The sequence below is a fragment of the Inquilinus sp. KBS0705 genome (assembly GCA_005938025.2).
In the GTDB taxonomy this organism is placed as follows: domain Bacteria; phylum Bacteroidota; class Bacteroidia; order Sphingobacteriales; family Sphingobacteriaceae; genus Mucilaginibacter.
The window spans coordinates 264673-281058 of sequence record VCCI02000003.1 but is presented as its reverse complement, the minus strand read 5'-3'; the positions used below and the strand labels follow the sequence as shown (position 1 = coordinate 281058).

General features: G+C 43.7%; 18 protein-coding genes and 3 pseudogenes. 17 read left to right on the top strand and 4 right to left on the bottom strand.

Going from position 1 to position 16386, the window contains the following annotated elements:
• Nucleotides 1–77 precede the first annotated feature (77 nt).
• From FFF34_015520 to FFF34_015495, 6 genes and pseudogenes are all read left to right on the top strand, one after another.
• A complete protein-coding gene (locus FFF34_015520; protein ID TSD63970.1) occupies nt 78–311 on the top strand; it encodes a hypothetical protein in 234 nt (77 codons plus the stop codon).
• A gap of 108 nt (nt 312–419) precedes the next feature.
• Nucleotides 420–629 carry a hypothetical protein gene (locus tag FFF34_015515; GenBank protein ID TSD63969.1) on the top strand — a complete coding sequence of 70 codons (210 nt, stop codon included), beginning with the start codon at nt 420–422 and terminating at the stop codon, nt 627–629.
• A 475-nt stretch (nt 630–1104) separates the two neighbouring features.
• Nucleotides 1105–3288: pseudogene (locus FFF34_015510) on the top strand (methylmalonyl-CoA mutase family protein).
• Between the two features lie 99 nt (nt 3289–3387).
• Nucleotides 3388–3741: pseudogene (locus FFF34_015505) on the top strand (endonuclease domain-containing protein).
• Between the two features lie 111 nt (nt 3742–3852).
• Nucleotides 3853–5064: pseudogene (locus FFF34_015500) on the top strand (methylmalonyl-CoA mutase).
• A 158-nt stretch (nt 5065–5222) separates the two neighbouring features.
• Entirely contained in the window at nt 5223–5795 is a 573-nt protein-coding gene (locus FFF34_015495) for a pentapeptide repeat-containing protein (protein TSD63968.1), read from the top strand.
• A 4-nt stretch (nt 5796–5799) separates the two neighbouring features.
• Here FFF34_015495 and FFF34_015490 read toward each other — a convergent pair whose 3' ends face one another.
• Nucleotides 5800–6387, bottom strand: a complete 588-nt coding sequence (locus FFF34_015490) for a hypothetical protein (protein ID TSD63967.1) — start codon at nt 6385–6387, stop codon at nt 5800–5802.
• 75 nt (nt 6388–6462) lie between these two features.
• Here FFF34_015490 and FFF34_015485 point away from each other — a divergent pair, with 75 nt between their 5' ends.
• Nucleotides 6463–6975: a thioredoxin family protein gene (locus FFF34_015485; protein ID TSD63966.1), complete on the top strand. Its 513-nt coding sequence runs from the start codon at nt 6463–6465 to the stop codon at nt 6973–6975.
• A gap of 257 nt (nt 6976–7232) precedes the next feature.
• Here the strand turns inward: FFF34_015485 and pyk are convergent, their stop codons facing one another.
• Entirely contained in the window at nt 7233–8669 is a 1437-nt protein-coding gene (pyk, locus tag FFF34_015480; protein ID TSD63965.1) for a pyruvate kinase, read from the bottom strand.
• Nucleotides 8670–8735: 66 nt separating this feature from the next.
• Nucleotides 8736–9155 carry an IPExxxVDY family protein gene (locus FFF34_015475; protein TSD63964.1) on the bottom strand — a complete coding sequence of 140 codons (420 nt, stop codon included), beginning with the start codon at nt 9153–9155 and terminating at the stop codon, nt 8736–8738.
• Between the two features lie 152 nt (nt 9156–9307).
• Here FFF34_015475 and FFF34_015470 point away from each other — a divergent pair, with 152 nt between their 5' ends.
• The 3 genes from FFF34_015470 to rnc are packed head-to-tail and all read left to right on the top strand — an operon-like array spanning nt 9308 to nt 11552.
• Nucleotides 9308–9544, top strand: a complete 237-nt coding sequence (locus FFF34_015470; GenBank protein ID TSD63963.1) for an acyl carrier protein — start codon at nt 9308–9310, stop codon at nt 9542–9544.
• 19 nt (nt 9545–9563) lie between these two features.
• Nucleotides 9564–10817 (top strand): beta-ketoacyl-ACP synthase II, encoded by a 1254-nt coding sequence (fabF, locus tag FFF34_015465; GenBank protein ID TSD63962.1) that lies wholly within the window; start codon nt 9564–9566, stop codon nt 10815–10817.
• Nucleotides 10818–10826: 9 nt separating this feature from the next.
• Nucleotides 10827–11552: a ribonuclease III gene (gene rnc / locus FFF34_015460; GenBank protein TSD63961.1), complete on the top strand. Its 726-nt coding sequence runs from the start codon at nt 10827–10829 to the stop codon at nt 11550–11552.
• 11 nt (nt 11553–11563) lie between these two features.
• Here rnc and FFF34_015455 read toward each other — a convergent pair whose 3' ends face one another.
• Entirely contained in the window at nt 11564–12283 is a 720-nt protein-coding gene (locus tag FFF34_015455; protein TSD63960.1) for a hypothetical protein, read from the bottom strand.
• Between the two features lie 192 nt (nt 12284–12475).
• Here FFF34_015455 and FFF34_015450 point away from each other — a divergent pair, with 192 nt between their 5' ends.
• The 7 genes from FFF34_015450 to FFF34_015420 all read left to right on the top strand — a co-directional run bounded on the left by FFF34_015450 (nt 12476) and on the right by FFF34_015420 (nt 16382).
• Nucleotides 12476–13339 carry a YicC family protein gene (locus tag FFF34_015450; protein TSD64177.1) on the top strand — a complete coding sequence of 288 codons (864 nt, stop codon included), beginning with the start codon at nt 12476–12478 and terminating at the stop codon, nt 13337–13339.
• Between the two features lie 78 nt (nt 13340–13417).
• Complete coding sequence (locus tag FFF34_015445; GenBank protein ID TSD63959.1) at nt 13418–13984, top strand: guanylate kinase; 567 nt, start codon at nt 13418–13420, stop codon at nt 13982–13984.
• 98 nt (nt 13985–14082) lie between these two features.
• On the top strand, nt 14083–14655 hold the full coding sequence (locus tag FFF34_015440; GenBank protein TSD63958.1) for a nicotinate-nucleotide adenylyltransferase: 573 nt from the start codon (nt 14083–14085) through the stop codon (nt 14653–14655).
• 34 nt (nt 14656–14689) lie between these two features.
• Nucleotides 14690–14881 (top strand): hypothetical protein, encoded by a 192-nt coding sequence (locus FFF34_015435; protein TSD63957.1) that lies wholly within the window; start codon nt 14690–14692, stop codon nt 14879–14881.
• Nucleotides 14872–15183: a type II toxin-antitoxin system RelE/ParE family toxin gene (locus FFF34_015430; GenBank protein ID TSD63956.1), complete on the top strand. Its 312-nt coding sequence runs from the start codon at nt 14872–14874 to the stop codon at nt 15181–15183. Before FFF34_015435 ends, FFF34_015430 begins: the two co-directional genes overlap by 10 nt.
• 33 nt (nt 15184–15216) lie before the next feature.
• Complete coding sequence (locus FFF34_015425) at nt 15217–15816, top strand: tRNA-(ms[2]io[6]A)-hydroxylase (protein ID TSD63955.1); 600 nt, start codon at nt 15217–15219, stop codon at nt 15814–15816.
• Between the two features lie 188 nt (nt 15817–16004).
• Nucleotides 16005–16382 carry a response regulator gene (locus FFF34_015420; protein ID TSD63954.1) on the top strand — a complete coding sequence of 126 codons (378 nt, stop codon included), beginning with the start codon at nt 16005–16007 and terminating at the stop codon, nt 16380–16382.
• Nucleotides 16383–16386 lie beyond the last annotated feature (4 nt).

Here is a 16386-nt window from a genome sequence, read left to right as displayed (position 1 = left end):
CTTTGCTTTTGCCCCTTTTAAACAAGGCAAAAAACCAAACGGCAAACGGCGTGTTACCCTATAAAACAACTACAACCATGAAAAACATATTTAAAAAACAACATAGCAGCAATAAGTTAGTAGCGGGTTTGGCCCTTGGTGCCATATTTGCCGGGGCGATAACCTACCTGTATATTAAACGCAAAAACGATATTGAAGCCGCCGCCGCCGAACTAAAGGAACACGCGCAGGATTATCTTAAAAAGAAAGAAAAGAAAGCCAAAAAGCTAAAAACCGATGTTAGCGAATTGGCAGATATAGCGAAGCAATAGTATCATTGTGCTTCGACGGGGGCTTGGCATGATAGAGGGATTCGAAAATATTAGGGCGTGATGATGAGATAGGCCCGCTCTTGGCCGCGGAGGCCCATTACTTTTTGCTTGATCAAAAAGAACCAAAAAATCAATCAGCAAAAAGGCTTCTTTGCCGCACTGGGCCTTTGCCCTGCCAAACGGGCAAAACCACGGGCTGGAATCTTTTGCCCTGCTTCGCTCGCGCATTCCTATGGCTTCAGCAAAATTTCCTATGCCCTTGCCTCCGCACAAGGCCATCATTGTTTTACCCGCTTTCGCCCGAAGCTGCTTTGCTGACGGGGAGTTGCGAAATCAAAAAGAGCGCGGGCCTTACTGTCAGCGCGCGCGGGCCGGGTGTATGGCGGGAATGTCGGTTTAGCTTTTTTGGATGGATTGGAGCAAAGCGAACAATCGACAAAAAAGCGTGAAGAACCGGCAGGGAGCGCAGGAAGCATCGCGCTGACTTGAATTTTTGCTTCTTTTGTTTCAAGACAAAAGAAGTAGCCCTCCCGCGGCAATGAGCGGGCGAAAACTCGTTTGAATATATAATTTGTTCCCTGTCCAATTTGGAGATTGCTTCGTACCTCGCAATGACGGCTTTATTATTGCAGCGTTGTTATTACATGGCGAATAACCCCTCCCTACCCTCCCCAGGGAGGGAATTTGATGCAAGGCAGCTACCTTTTACCTTTCGCCTTTTTCCTTTAACCTTAAACTATGCAAGCATAGTTTTGTTAACTATATTTGCCATGCAACCAATTACACTACCTGCATGGAAAGCATCGCCCCGTATAAAAGCACTCATAAAATACGCTTTGTAACCGCCGCCAGTCTGTTCGACGGGCACGACGCTACCATCAACATTATGCGCCGCATACTGCAAAGCACCGGTGCCGAGGTGATACACCTGGGCCATAACCGTAGTGTTGACGAGGTGGTAAACTGTGCCATACAAGAGGATGTGCAGGGCATTGCCCTTACCAGTTACCAGGGCGGCCACGTAGAGTACTTTAAATACATGCACGACCTGCTTGCCGAACGCGGCGCGGGGCATATCAAAATATTCGGCGGCGGCGGCGGGGTGTTTCTGCCGCACGAAATTGCCGAGCTGCACGCCTATGGCATCAGCCGTATTTACTCGCCCGATGATGGCCGCACCATGGGCCTGCAAGGGATGATAAACGATATGATGCAGGCTTGTGATAACCTCACCCCGGTGGCAGTGGCAGGAGCAGTGGCAGACGCCAAATCGATAGCCAGGCTAATAACCGCTGCCGAACTGGGCAACCCCGCTAAACTGCCAGCTACTACTGCAACCGCCACTGCTACTATTACCACCCCAACATTAGGTATAACCGGCACGGGCGGTTCGGGTAAATCGAGCTTGGTAGATGAGTTTGTGCGCCGGTTTTTGATGGAGACGGATAAAACGCTGGCCATAATCTCTGTCGACCCCAGCAAGCGCAAAACAGGTGGCGCCTTATTAGGCGACCGTATCCGCATGAATGCCATAAATAGTCCGCGGGTGTATATGCGTTCGCTGGCTACGCGGCAGGCCAATTTGGCTTTGAGCAAGCACGTGCAGGAAGCCATTGATATTTGCAAAGCCGCCGGGTACGATATGGTGATAGTAGAAACCAGCGGCATAGGGCAGTCGGACACGATGATAACAGATTACTGCGATGTATCGCTTTACGTAATGACCCCCGAGTTCGGTGCCGCCACCCAGTTGGAAAAGATAGACATGCTTGACTTTGCCGACCTGGTGGCCCTTAATAAGTTTGATAAACGCGGCGCGCTTGATGCCATCCGCGATGTGCGCAAGCAATATAAGCGCAACCATATGCTGTTTAACGCCGCCGATGATGATCTGCCCGTTTACGGTACCATGGCCTCGCAATTTAACGACCCGGGTATGAATACGCTTTTCGCTGCCATTATGAAAACCGTGAAGGAGAAGACGGGGGTAGATCTTTTAAAGAATCAAGAGGCAAGAATCAATAAACAAGAAGGAGAATCGGAGAAGATATACATCATCCCGCCTGACAGGATACGCTACCTGGCCGAAATTGCCGAAAGCAGCCAGGCCTACACCACCTGGGTAGATGAGCAGTGTAAAATCGCCCAGCAAATGTTTAATGTGAGGGGGACGATGGACCTCCTGACCGTAGAGACGCAATACATTGCGTCTCCCAACTTGCAGGCAACCGATGCAAAGGAAAAGACGCGAAGTATCGCGTCTCTACAGGATATTTATAACCATTTAGAGAACCACCTGCACCCCGATTGCAAACGTTTGTTAAAAGAGTGGCCCGAAACGGTTGCCAGATACAAGGCCGATGATTTTATATACAAGGTGAGGGATAAAGAGATAAAACAACCTTTGTATTATACCTCGTTATCGCAATTAAAGGTGCCTAAAATATCCCTGCCCAAATACGAGGCCTGGGGCGATGTATTAAGATGGCTGCTTACAGAGAATGTACCGGGCGAGTTCCCTTACGCTGCGGGGGTATTCCCGCTAAAGCGCGAGGGTGAGGACCCTACCCGTATGTTTGCCGGCGAGGGCGGCCCCGAACGCACCAATAAGCGTTTCCATTATGTATCGCTCGGCCAGCCGGCGCACAGGTTGTCTACCGCGTTTGATTCGGTTACCCTGTATGGCGAGGACCCGAACACACGGCCCGACATCTACGGCAAAATAGGCAACTCGGGCGTTAGCATCGCCACACTGGATGATGCCAAAAAGTTGTATTCCGGTTTTGATCTTTGTCACGCCAGCACCTCTGTCAGCATGACCATTAACGGCCCTGCACCAATGCTGTTGGGCTTTTTTATGAATGCCGCCATAGACCAGCAATGCGAAAAACACATCACCGAAAATAAGCTGCAACATTTGGTAGAGGCTGCTTATAGAAGGGTTTATGATGAGAAAGGGCTAAAGCGGCCGCGGTATCAAAGCCTCACCCCGGCCCTCTCCAAAGGAGAGGGGGGTGAAAACCTCTCTGACAGGAAAGTCCTCTCCTTTGGAGAGGATTTAGGTGAGGCCAAAAAAATAGGCTATTACACTGCTGACACTAAAATATGGGAAGTACTAAAAGCCAATTCAAGAGATAACAGAAAAAATCAAACTGAAGCGGAAAATGTATTGTGGCAACTTTTAAGAAACAGCCAAACGGGCTATAAAATAAGAAGGCAACATGCCATAGATGGCTATATAGCCGATTTTGTTTGTTTGCTAAAAGGCCTGGTTATTGAGGTAGACGGCGGTTACCATATGCTCACAACTGAGGAAGATGAAACAAGAACCAATGTTTTAAACCGGGAAGGCTTTGACGTTATCCGTTTTACAAACGACGAAGTATTAAGAAATCCACAACAAGTAGTTAAGGCTATAAAACATCGGTTATTTAACCAACCTGACAGGAGCCTCACCCCGGCCCTCTCCAAAGGAGAGGGAGGTGAAAAAACAGATAACAGGAAAATCCTCTCCTTTGGAGAGGATTTAGGTGAGGCTGCTCTCCCCCCCGGTAACAATGGCCTCGGTCTTATGCTCCTTGGCCTAACCGGCGATCAGGTTTTACCTGCGGATGTTTACGAAAAGATAAAAGCCTACGCAATAGCCACCGTTCGCGGTACGGTACAGGCCGATATTTTAAAAGAGGACCAGGCGCAAAACACCTGCATTTTCAGCACCGAGTTTGCCCTGCGCATGATGGGCGATATTCAGCAGTATTTTATCGATAAAAAGGTGCGTAATTTTTATTCGGTGTCTATCTCCGGCTACCATATCGCCGAGGCCGGTGCCAACCCCATTACGCAGTTGGCCTTTACGTTAAGCAATGGTTTTACTTACGTGGAATATTATCTAAGTCGGGGTATGCACATTGATGACTTTGCACCAAACCTTTCCTTCTTCTTCAGCAACGGCATCGACCCTGAATATAGCGTTATAGGCCGCGTAGCACGACGCATATGGGCCAAGGCTATCAAGAATAAGTACAAGGGAAACGATCGCTCACAGAAGCTTAAATACCATATACAAACCAGCGGGCGCTCGTTGCACGCGCAGGAGATCGACTTTAACGATATCCGTACCACATTGCAGGCTTTATATGCCATTTACGATAACTGCAATTCGTTGCACACCAACGCATACGACGAAGCTATCACCACCCCTACCGAGGAGTCGGTACGCAGGGCCATGGCCATACAGCTCATCATTAACCGCGAACTGGGCCTTGCCAAAAACGAAAACCCCATACAGGGTGCTTTTATTATAGAAGAACTCACCGACCTGGTAGAGCAAGCCGTACTCACCGAGTTTAAGGCCATTAACGACCGCGGCGGCGTTTTAGGTGCCATGGAAACGATGTATCAGCGCAGCAAGATACAGGAGGAATCGTTGTATTACGAAACGCTGAAACATACCGGCGAATATCCTATTATTGGGGTAAATACCTTCCTTAACAAAAAAGGATCGCCTACGATTACCCCATCCGAAGTGATACGCGCTACCGAAGAAGAAAAGCAATTCCAGATAGCGGCCCTACACCTGTTTCAGCAACGGAATCAGCGACACACACCTGAACTATTAAAGCAACTACAGCAAAAAGCCATAGCCGGCGATAACATTTTCGACAGTCTGATGGAGGCCTGTAAATATTGCTCGCTGGGGCAAATAAGCCATGCACTATACGAGGTTGGCGGGCAGTACAGGAGGAATATGTAGTGAAACTTTTTTCTATCCGTCATTGCGATCTGTTGGCTAACAGAGAAGCAATCTCAGAACTATGCCTACCAGATATCTCTATCAGGGAGATTGCTTCATTCTTCGCAATGACGCGCGGTGAGGCATGGTGATATATTTAATTTTTTATCTTTGCCGCCATGCAATCCCATATCGAAGACCAAACCTTTACTAAGGTTACCGCCGATCAAATTAAGTGTGCTAACCTTACTTATGACCATTGCCGGTTTATTGGCTGCGATTTAAGCAATGCTTATTTGGATGGTATCGTTTTTATTGATTGTGTTTTTAAAGATTGTAACCTGCACCTGGCCCAGGTAAGTAATACCGGCTGGCAAAACGTTAACTTTAAGCAGTGCAAGTTAAGCGGTGTAAATTTTAGCAAAAGCCACGATTTTTTGTTCGAGGTGCATTTTGAGGGCTGCATTTTAGATAATGCCATCTTTTATAAAAAAAAGAACAAAAAGGGCGTATTTACAGATTGCTCGATGATAGAAACGGATTTGACCGAGGCCGACCTTACAGAAGCCAAATTCGTCAGCTGCAATTTAAACCGCGCGTTTTTTAACCGCACCATTTTAAAAGGTGCCGACCTGCGCAGCTCCTACAACTTTAATATAGACCCGGACGATAACGTAATAAAAAAGGCCCACTTCTCGCTGCACGGCTTGCCGGGTTTGCTGGGTAAGTACGATATAAAAATATCTGAATAGGCGGTTACTCTATAATTAAGTATGCATCGTCAATAAATATTTTAAATCTGGGGAAGATACTCCCTTCTACTTTTATTGATTGAAGTAGCCCTTCTACTCTGCACATTTTGCCTTCTGCATTTTTAAACTCTTCTAAAGTCATAGGCTTTTTAGGGATAATGTATTCAAAACTATATATTTCAGTTGCTTTTAAATTAGTAGCAGTAATCATTAAGCTGTCTGGTTTACTATCAACTAACTGAACACTATTAAACCCTGTTTTTAATGTGATTGGATGCGAAGGGAGAACGATTTTATGGCCTTTAAACATTGCCACCTTTTTTAAACCCTCTTCTTTAGAAAATTTTCGTGTATTCATTAACCCAGATGTAGATAATATATACATATATCTTAATACACTTGCCTCGGTATCTTCAATTGCTTCAACGGGAATTTTCTTTAAATAAGCCTCTGATAGCTTGTTGGCTTGTTGCCATTGTTCTTTGGTAAGATTGCCTATCAATTCAGTCCAATCTTTTTCTGCTATAACAGATTGCGCTTTTACATTACATACAACCAGTGCCAATAAAGATACAATAAACCACTTTTTCATGCATTAAATATACACAATGCAGTTTGTTAGCATAACATAATAACCCCTATATTTAGCTTATTAATATTATTGCTAATGAAAAAATTATTATTTGTTGCTGCTGTAGTTGCCCTATCATTTAGCGCGAAAGCGCAGGAGGCCCCGAAAACCGATGGGCCAAAATTGTACAACCCTGCTGCCGATGCTAAGGCCGATATTGCCGCAGCCGTAAAAACCGCACAGGCGCAGCATAAAAATATATTGCTGCAAATAGGCGGTAACTGGTGCATATGGTGCCTGCGTTTTAACGATTTGGTAACCAAAGATGCCGACCTGAATAAATACCTGAATGATAATTACGTAGTACTGCATATTAACTGGAGCCCCGAAAATAAAAACGAGGCCCTGCTGGCCGACTTAGGTTACCCACAGCGTTTTGGTTTCCCGGTGTTTGTGGTGTTGGATAGTAAAGGCAACCGCCTGCATACCCAAAACTCGTCGTATCTGGAAGAAGGTAAGGGCCACAGTAAAGAAAAGGTGATGGATTTTTTTCAAGGCTGGTCGCCAACCGCGCTCGATCCTAAGAGCTATGTAGAGAAGGCCAAGTAGTGGATAGAGATTAGAGAATTGAAGTCAGTTTGTGTTTAGGCGCGAACACGAGACTTGTCCGCAAATCGTAACATTAAGAAATAGGCGGCCATCCTGTGCTTGTCGAAGGGCGCGCTTAAAGGCCTATTCATTAATGCTTCGACAGGCTCAGCATGACATATTTAACAAAAAGAGAGGGTTAAGCTCATCGCCTAACCCTCTCTTTTTATTTTGAAACGACCGGGAACTAATCTCCAATCACTAATCTTTATTCTCCACTACTCAACCACGCTAACCTTTATCATGTTGGTTTTGCCTTGTTTTACAATAGGCACAGCAGCAGTATTTATAATTACTTCGCCCTCGTGTATCAAACCTTCTGTTTTCAGGATAGTATTTACATCGGTAATGGTTTGGTCGGTACTTTCTAATTTATCATAATAAAAAGCCCTTACACCCCATACCAAACTAAGCGCGTTTAACAGTTGCTTGTTTGATGTAAATATATAAGTACCCGCCTTAGGCCTGTAGCTTGATATCTCAAAAGCGGTGTAACCCGATGTAGTCATTGATACTATACCTGTAGCATTGGTATGCTCGGCCAGGTACACTGCCGATCCGCATAGCGCGTCGCTTAAATAACTTGCCGATGTTACATCTTTGTTTTCGGCTTTGCTGGCGTTAAACGGATAACCAAGGTCCTCTACGTTACGCACAATCTTCGCCATTGTCTCTATAACTATAACCGGGAACTCGCCTACAGACGTTTCGCCGCTTAGCATTACCGCGTCGGCGCCATCTAACACCGAGTTGGCCACGTCATTCACCTCGGCGCGTGTTGGGCGCGGCGTAGTGATCATCGATTCCAGCATCTGTGTAGCTACAATTACCGGTTTTGATGCGTCGCGACATTTGCGGGCAATCATTTTTTGTAATAATGGCACCTCTTCAAGCGGGCACTCAACACCCAAATCGCCACGGGCTATCATCACACCGTCAGTAGCAGCAATAATTTCGTCTATATTGTCAATTGCCTCCGGTTTTTCAACCTTGGCAATTACGCGGGCGCTTTTACCACTTTCGCGGATGATGCGTTTAAGGTCGATGATATCCTGCCCGGTACGCACAAACGAAAGGCCCACCCAATCAACATCCCATTCTAAGGCATATTGCAGGTTTTCTAAGTCTTCGGGCGTTAAGCTTGGGATAGATACTTTAGTGTTTGGCAGATTAACACCCTTGCGCGATGTTAATATACCGCCGTGTACAACTTCGCAAACCACGGTATCTTTGCGGTTTGTTTCAATAACCTTTAACTGTAGCTTACCATCGTCAAGCAAAATAACTTCGTTTGCCTGCACATCCTGCGGGAAGGTTTCGTAGGTAATATATATTTGGTTGTCGTCACCAATACACTCGTGGGTAGTAATGTTAATACGGGTACCATTTATAAGGTGTATACCGCCATCTTTTACCAGGCCAATACGAATTTTAGGGCCCTGCAAATCGGCTAAAATGCCAACATTGGTTTTATATTCAGTGTTTATTTCGCGTATAAGGTCAATAAATTTCTTGTGGTCTTCGGGTTTTCCGTGCGAAAAGTTAAGCCTGCAAACGTTTAATCCGGCCCTTATCATGGCTAATAAAACTTCTTTTTTGGCTGATGCCGGACCCATTGTGGCAACAATCTTAGTACGATTATAATAAAATTTCATATTCTCAGGTTAAATCTGGCTGTATTCTAATATATAATGTGTATTAATTACACATCTAAATTTCCGCTAAAATAATAGATTTTCGCGTGATTTTATTTTTTTCGGTTCAATCTTTACGGCGGCAACAATTTCGGGTATCTTATTTAGTGCCGAAATTAGCTGTTCCAGGTCGTCTTCATCTATATAATTTCTTATCAAAATAAAGTAATCAACCTCGCGCATTTCGGGTATCAAATAACCGTCAGATCCCTTATTACCAATGAAATAGAAGTCGGTTTCGGTAGCTTCCCAACTATGTTTATATAACGAGAAAAGTGCCGGGCCACCCATCAGGCCAATATCCAGTTTAAGGTCGTCCTGGCGTACGAAATTAAAATTTAAATACTTGTTAATAAGGTAGCAAATACGGTAATCTTTAAGGGATGTAGTAAGTGCAATAAGTACAAAATCAAAATCGATCTCAAACTTTAAAATTTTCCTGTTCAAAATCATTACTTTTACGGCGTGTAAATTTACAAATCCAAACCTTTGCAATAAAATTTTGTTCAGAGTTATTATGCAAAAGTTTACATTTGATATTTAACATAATTTATTTTTCTTTGCACTGAAATTTTATTAATCATTAAACTATAAAGACTATGTCTGATATCGCTTCAAGAGTAAAAGCTATTATCGTGGAAAAACTGGGTGTTGACGAAAGTGAAGTTACACCAGAAGCTAGCTTCACCAACGATCTTGGTGCTGACTCGTTAGACACCGTGGAATTAATCATGGAGTTTGAAAAAGAATTTAACGTTGCTATTCCTGATGATCAGGCAGAAACCATTGGCACTGTAGGTCAAGCTGTTGCTTACCTTGAGAAAAACGTTAAATAAGCTCCTTTAAAACTGTTCAATGGAGTTTAAAAGAGTTGTAGTAACCGGGCTTGGAGCGCTTACTCCAATTGGTAACACCGTTCCTGAATATTGGGATTCGTTGATCAATGGGGTAAGCGGCGCTGCCTTAATTAAGAGTTTTGACGTAACCCACTTCAAAACCAAGTTTGCTTGCGAAGTGAAGAATTTTGACGCGGAAGGTTTTTTGGGCCGTAAGGAAGCCAGGAAGCTTGACCCGTTTGTGCAATATGCTTTATATTCGACAGAAGAGGCCGTTAAAGATGCCGGATTAGACTTTGAGAAGCTTGATACTAACCGTATAGGCGTTATCTGGGGGTCGGGTATTGGTGGTTTAAAAACGTTTTTAGACGAGGTTGTAAACTTTGCCAAAGGCGATGGCGTACCGCGCTTTAACCCGTTTTTTATCCCCAAAATGATAGCCGACATTGCACCGGGCCATATATCTATTAAATATGGCTTACGCGGGCCAAACTTTACCACAGTTTCCGCATGTGCATCATCAAACAATTCGCTTATTGATGCTTTTAACTATTTACGCCTGGGTAAAGCCAACATGTTTATTACAGGTGGGTCTGAAGCGATCATAAACGAAGCAGGTATTGGTGGTTTTAATGCCATGCACGCCTTGTCAACCCGTAACGATGACCCTGCTACTGCATCCCGTCCGTTTGATTTGGACCGCGATGGCTTTGTGGCCGGCGAAGGTGCGGGTACCATTATTTTAGAAGAATTGGAGCACGCCCTTAAACGCGGTGCTAAAATTTATGCTGAAATGGTTGGTGGCGGCATGAGTGCCGATGCTTACCACATGACGGCCCCGCATCCTGAGGGATTAGGTGCATCGTTGGTAATGAAAGCCGCTTTAGAAGATGCAGGCCTTACCCCTGCCGATATTGATTATGTGAACGTACACGGTACATCAACCCCTATTGGTGACCCGCAGGAAGTGAAAGCCATACAGGATGCCTTTGGTGAGCATGCTTATCGTATCAACATTAGCTCAACCAAATCAATGACAGGCCATTTACTTGGTGCTGCCGGCGCGGTTGAGGCTATCGCGTCTATACTGGCGCTTAAAAACGATATTATACCGCCAACCATCAACCACTTTACTGATGACCCTACTTTTGATCCAAAGATCAACTTTACGTTTAATACCGCGCAAAAACGTGTGGTTAACATAGCGCAAAGCAATGGTTTTGGTTTTGGTGGGCATAACGCTTCGGTTATATTCAAAAAATACCAGGATTAATTTTATTGGATGCCAATTAGCCGCTTTTACAAGCTTTACCTGTCGCCTAATAGAAAATATGTTAAGGTTTTAAAAAATTTGCTCGGTTTTGTACCGGGCAATTTGTCGTTATACCGGTTGGCATTTCGCCATAAATCGGTTGCCCAAAACATAAAAAAAGGCGTTAAGAACAGCAACGAGCGCCTCGAATTTTTAGGCGATGCTGTACTGGGCAGCGTAGTGGCCGAAGTGTTGTTTAAACTATACCCTTATGAAGACGAGGGCTTTTTAACCGAGCTGCGCTCAAAAATTGTAAGCCGCGTTAATTTAAACCAGCTTGGCCGCAAGCTGGGCTTTGATAAGCTTATAGAATTTGACAGCAAGATAATGAACTCCAGCAGGCAGGGATCGTTGCTTGGAGATGCCTTTGAGGCCCTTATAGGCGCTGTTTACCTTGATAAGGGCTACGATTTTACCCGCAATTTTTTGGTAAACCATATCATCAAATCGCACATCGATATCCATACGCTTGAGCAAACCGAAACCAACTTTAAAAGCAAGTTGATAGAATGGTGCCAACGCCACGGTAAAGACATTAGCTTTGATGTGATTACCAACCAGGAAGGCGAAAGCGCCAAGCTGTTTAGCATACAAGCCAGCGTAGATGGCGAAATAATGGGGCTTGGTAAAGAATTCAGCAAGAAGAACGCCGAAAAACTGGCTGCCGAAAAAGCCTGCGCGGCATTGGGTATTTAAGCACCTGTCTGCTAATACAATTTCTCTAACTTATCTGCCTGCTCGCCATTTTTGCGGTAATATTCCAACTGACTTTTTATGTGGTTAATTAGGTCGTAATCGTTCCACAGTTTAAGGTCGTCGTAGGTGGGGCGGTAGTATTGCATAAACTTTACCACAGTGCTATCGTTTAAACCGGTAACCCGCTTTACAAACGATTTATTGTAGCGGCGGTCAACCTCAGTTGCTTCCAGTTCCATTTTAGTGTATTGCGCAAATTTTTTGGCGCGGCCCGGCGTTTTGCCAAATAACTCGTAAATACCCGTTAAAGGCGATGTTAAAAACGATAACGCTGGTGGTTTGCCATTGTAAAATGTGCCCTGCTTGCGGTAATCGCTCATTATCTCGTTAAGTTCCTGCTTTTTGGTTTGGCCCTTTATGGTTACACCACCCAACTGAATTTCGGGCTGCATATACACCACCATATCGTAACCGGTAACTATTTGCCTTTGCGGTGTATATTCATTTTTATCAAACACAAGCGTATCGCCAATGGTAGCCTTTATGGTAAAGCCGCCTAACTCATCACTCATCATAATGGCTTTAGTGTGTAAGTTGGTAACCAACACCTGCGATAACCGCTCTGAGGATATTTTACGGTATACCGTGCCCTTTATAGTTTGCTGTGCATAAACAACAGATATTAAACAAAGCAAGGTAAGCAGGCCAGAAATAGTGCGCTTTAAGTACATAATATTAAGCAGTAAACATAAAAAATGTATCTGGTTAAAATTGTGAAAAAATGTTAAAGTTGTGTGGTTAACGGTAGGATGCGCCGTTGAGATCAGTTAAATTATACCGCCTATGGCCTTAGCTGTTCCTAATCTCGTACCATTAAACGCTCAATAGTTAAAAATAATTATCTTTGCAGCATGATAAAATCCATGACAGGGTATGGAATTGCAAGCTTCGACTCGGGGCGCATTAAATACACCGTTGAGATAAAATCCCTGAACAGTAAGTTTCTTGAGTTATCGCTGCGTTTACCAAAAATATTTTCGGAAAAAGAGTTTCAGCTGCGCAACGATTGCAGCAAGCTAATAGACCGCGGAAAGGTAAACCTATCTATAAACGTTGAACAGGCGAACTCAAATGTAAAAGCCGCCGGTATCGACCGTGAATTGCTTAAACATTACTACAATCAGCTTAAAGCCGTAAGCGAAGAACTTAACGAGCCGGGCGGTAACCTGCTGCAACTGGCTTTGGGCCTGCCCGAGGTGGTTAAATACGAAGAAGACACCGTATCTGACGATGAGTGGAAACTGGTTGAAAAAACTTTTCAGCAGGCTATGGCCGCTTTTCAGCAGTTTCGCAGCGACGAGGGTAACGTGCTGGAGCAGGATATTAAAATGCGCATAGGCATCATTCTGAAAAACCTTGAGTTGGTTGAAGTGGAAGAGCCAAAACGTGTACCGGTTATACGCGAACGCCTTAACCAGTTTTTAAGCGAAGCCGTAGGCGCCGAAAGTATTGACAAGAACCGCTTTGAGCAGGAACTGATCTATTACATTGATAAACTGGACATCACCGAAGAAAAGATAAGGTTGAAAAGCCATTGCGATTACTTTATTGAAACACTTAAAAATGCCGATGCCAATGGCAAAAAGCTGGGCTTTATATCGCAGGAGATAGGCCGCGAGATAAATACCCTGGGATCAAAAGCCAACGATGCCGCTATGCAAAAGCTGGTAGTAGGCATGAAAGAAGAGCTTGAAAAAATTAAAGAACAGTTACTTAATGTGTTGTAAGGTTGAAATGTTGTAAAGTTGAAATGTTAATCGCGCTTCAACCTTACAACATTGCAACTTTATAACTTTACAACAATAATGAAAGAAGGTAAACTCATCATATTTTCGGCCCCGTCCGGCGCAGGCAAAACTACTATAGTGCATCACTTGCTTGGTAAAATACCCCAGCTGGAGTTTTCTATATCGGCTACCACAAGGCCGGCCCGCGGCGAAGAAAAGGACGGTGTAGATTATTATTTTATCAGCCTGCCCGAGTTTACCCACCGCATAGCCAAAAAGCAGTTTGTTGAGTTTGAAGAAGTTTATACAGGCACCTTTTACGGCACCCTGCGTACCGAAATTGAACGCATTTGGGCAAAAGGCAAAACCGTAATTTTTGATATTGATGTAGAGGGCGGCCTTCACCTTAAACGCAAGTACGACGGGCAGGCACTGGCTATATTTGTACAGCCACCATCACTTAAGGTTTTAAAGCAGCGTTTAAGCGGTCGCGGCACCGATAGTGCCGAAAAATTACAGGAACGCTTTGCAAAAGCCGAAAAAGAACTGAATTACGCGCCGCAATTTGATATTATCCTTAAAAATTACGATCTTGAAACGGCTTGCAAAGAGGCGGAAGATTTAGTGAGGGGATTTATTAGTTAGCCCCCCGCCCCTGAAGGGGGTGTTTCAACATACTCAATTGAAACAGGGGTTTCACCACATTAACAATTTCCCTTTAGGGGAGTAAGGGGCACCAACTGATGAAAATAGGTTTACTATTCGGTTCATTTAATCCCATACATATAGGGCATTTAATTATTGCCAACTACATGGCTAATTACACCGCGCTTGATAAAGTTTGGCTGGTGGTATCGCCGCAAAATCCATTAAAAAAGTATGGCGACCTGATAAACACTTACGACCGCCTGGAAATGGCCAAACTGGCTACTGATAACTCAACTCATATTGAAGTAAGCGATGTTGAGCTAAAATTACCCCAGCCCTCGTATACCATTGATACCCTCGCCTTTTTAAAGGAAAAATACCCGCAGCACGAATTTGCCTTGATAATGGGGTCTGACAACCTGGTAACCTTGCATAAGTGGAAAAATTACCGGCTGATACTACGCGACCACCAAATATACGTTTACCCACGCCCCGGCTATGAAAATGCCGAACTGGCATCGCACCCATCCGTTACCATTACCATGACCCCGCAGATGGAGCTATCCGCTACTTTTATACGCAAGTCCATCTCCGAAAAAAAGAACGTGCAATATTTTGTACCCGATGCTGTTTTAAAGTTTATTGAGAGTAAAAGTTTGTATAGGTAATAGGTTTTAGTTTATTTTCTTCATAAATTTAAACATGGGAACATTAAGTATAGGAAAAGAACGAATCCAGGAAATGCTAAATAAGTCTCCTGAGAATATAGTTATAGAGGATTTTATCGATCAGATAATTATAACCGCAAAAGTAGAAAAAGCACTTGAGGAGTTAGCTAACGGCGAATTCCTTACTTCAGACCAGTTGGATGAAGAAATTAATAAATGGCAATAAAAGTAATCTACTTAAAAACAGCCATTGAGGATTTAGCTTCTATATTCAAATACATTAGCTACGATTCTGTTAAGTATGCACGTCTCGAAGTTCAAAAGATCAAAGCTTACTGCGAAACAATAAAATTTCAACCTTTAAAAGGGCAGGAGTTTAAATATGTTAACGAGAAACTTATCAGAAGAACTGTATTTAGAAACTATGTAATATTTTATTTTGAAAACGAAGCTCAAGTAAATATTCTTACCATCCACCACCATTCCCGTAGCTTAAGTAATAACCCCGGCATCAATCCGGAAGATTAAGGCCCATCAAATATCTTCACTATCTTTGCCATCGTGAGCGATAAAACCATTTTAAAATTACAACTACCTACCGACCCGCTTTGGGTTAAAAACGTGGTAGAAAGCAATATTGAAGAACTACTTACCGACCATGCCTACTGCGAACAAAAAGCGGCTACCAACGGCATCACACTTATTATACAAAACCCAAACCTGAGCGATCTGGTGCAGGAGATGATCGCACTTGTACAAGAAGAGATGGACCACTTTAAACGGGTACACGAAATTATTATACAACGCGGCTACACCCTGGGTAAAGAACGTAAAGACAATTACGTGAATGAATTGCGCAAGTTTATCATAATTGGCGGCGGCCGCGAGGCACAATTAATTGACCGCCTGCTTTTTTCGGCTATGATAGAGGCCCGCAGCTGCGAACGCTTTAAAGTACTGTCAGAAAATATTGGGGATGCCGCCCTGTCGGCGTTTTACCATGAATTGATGATAAGCGAGGCTACCCATTATGCTATGTTTATTAGGCTGGCCAAGAAATACGCTGTAGAAATTGATGTAGATAAACGCTGGGCAGCCTTTTTAGCATACGAAGCACAAGTGATACAAAACTACGGCAAAGCCGAAACTATACACGGATAGTTCCCCAATTTGCTGCTGCTACCATTCTATTTTAGTTAAATTTAGTTAAATAAAACGTTGACACAGCGGCATTACGCTACTGCCCTATACTATGTGATATTATTTGATAATTATTTCCGTTGATAGTTTTGAAACCTGATGCAAAGGGTTTCTGCACCAATTTGTTAACCCCTATAATTAAACTAACAATGGATTTTTTAAAGCCTAAAAAGACAATACTAATATTAGACAAAGACAACCGCATACTGCCTGCCGTAGACGATATGAGCTACCTGGGTAACTTTGATGTACATATTACGTTTGACCCGCATGCCGTTTACGATAAAGCAAAATCACTTAAACCCGACCTGGTTATACTGGATTACCTTTTACTAAATAACGAATGTGCCGAAATTTGCAGGGACTTTAAACAAGATACCGAACTTAACTCTACACCCCTGATAGTAGTAACCGCCTACCGCTCTAAAAAAACACGCGAGGAAGCTTATAAGTGCGACGCGCTTTTTGTAAAGCCTTTAGATGTTAGCCTTTTTGCATCGCGGGTAGATTACCTTACAGCATCTTAAAACA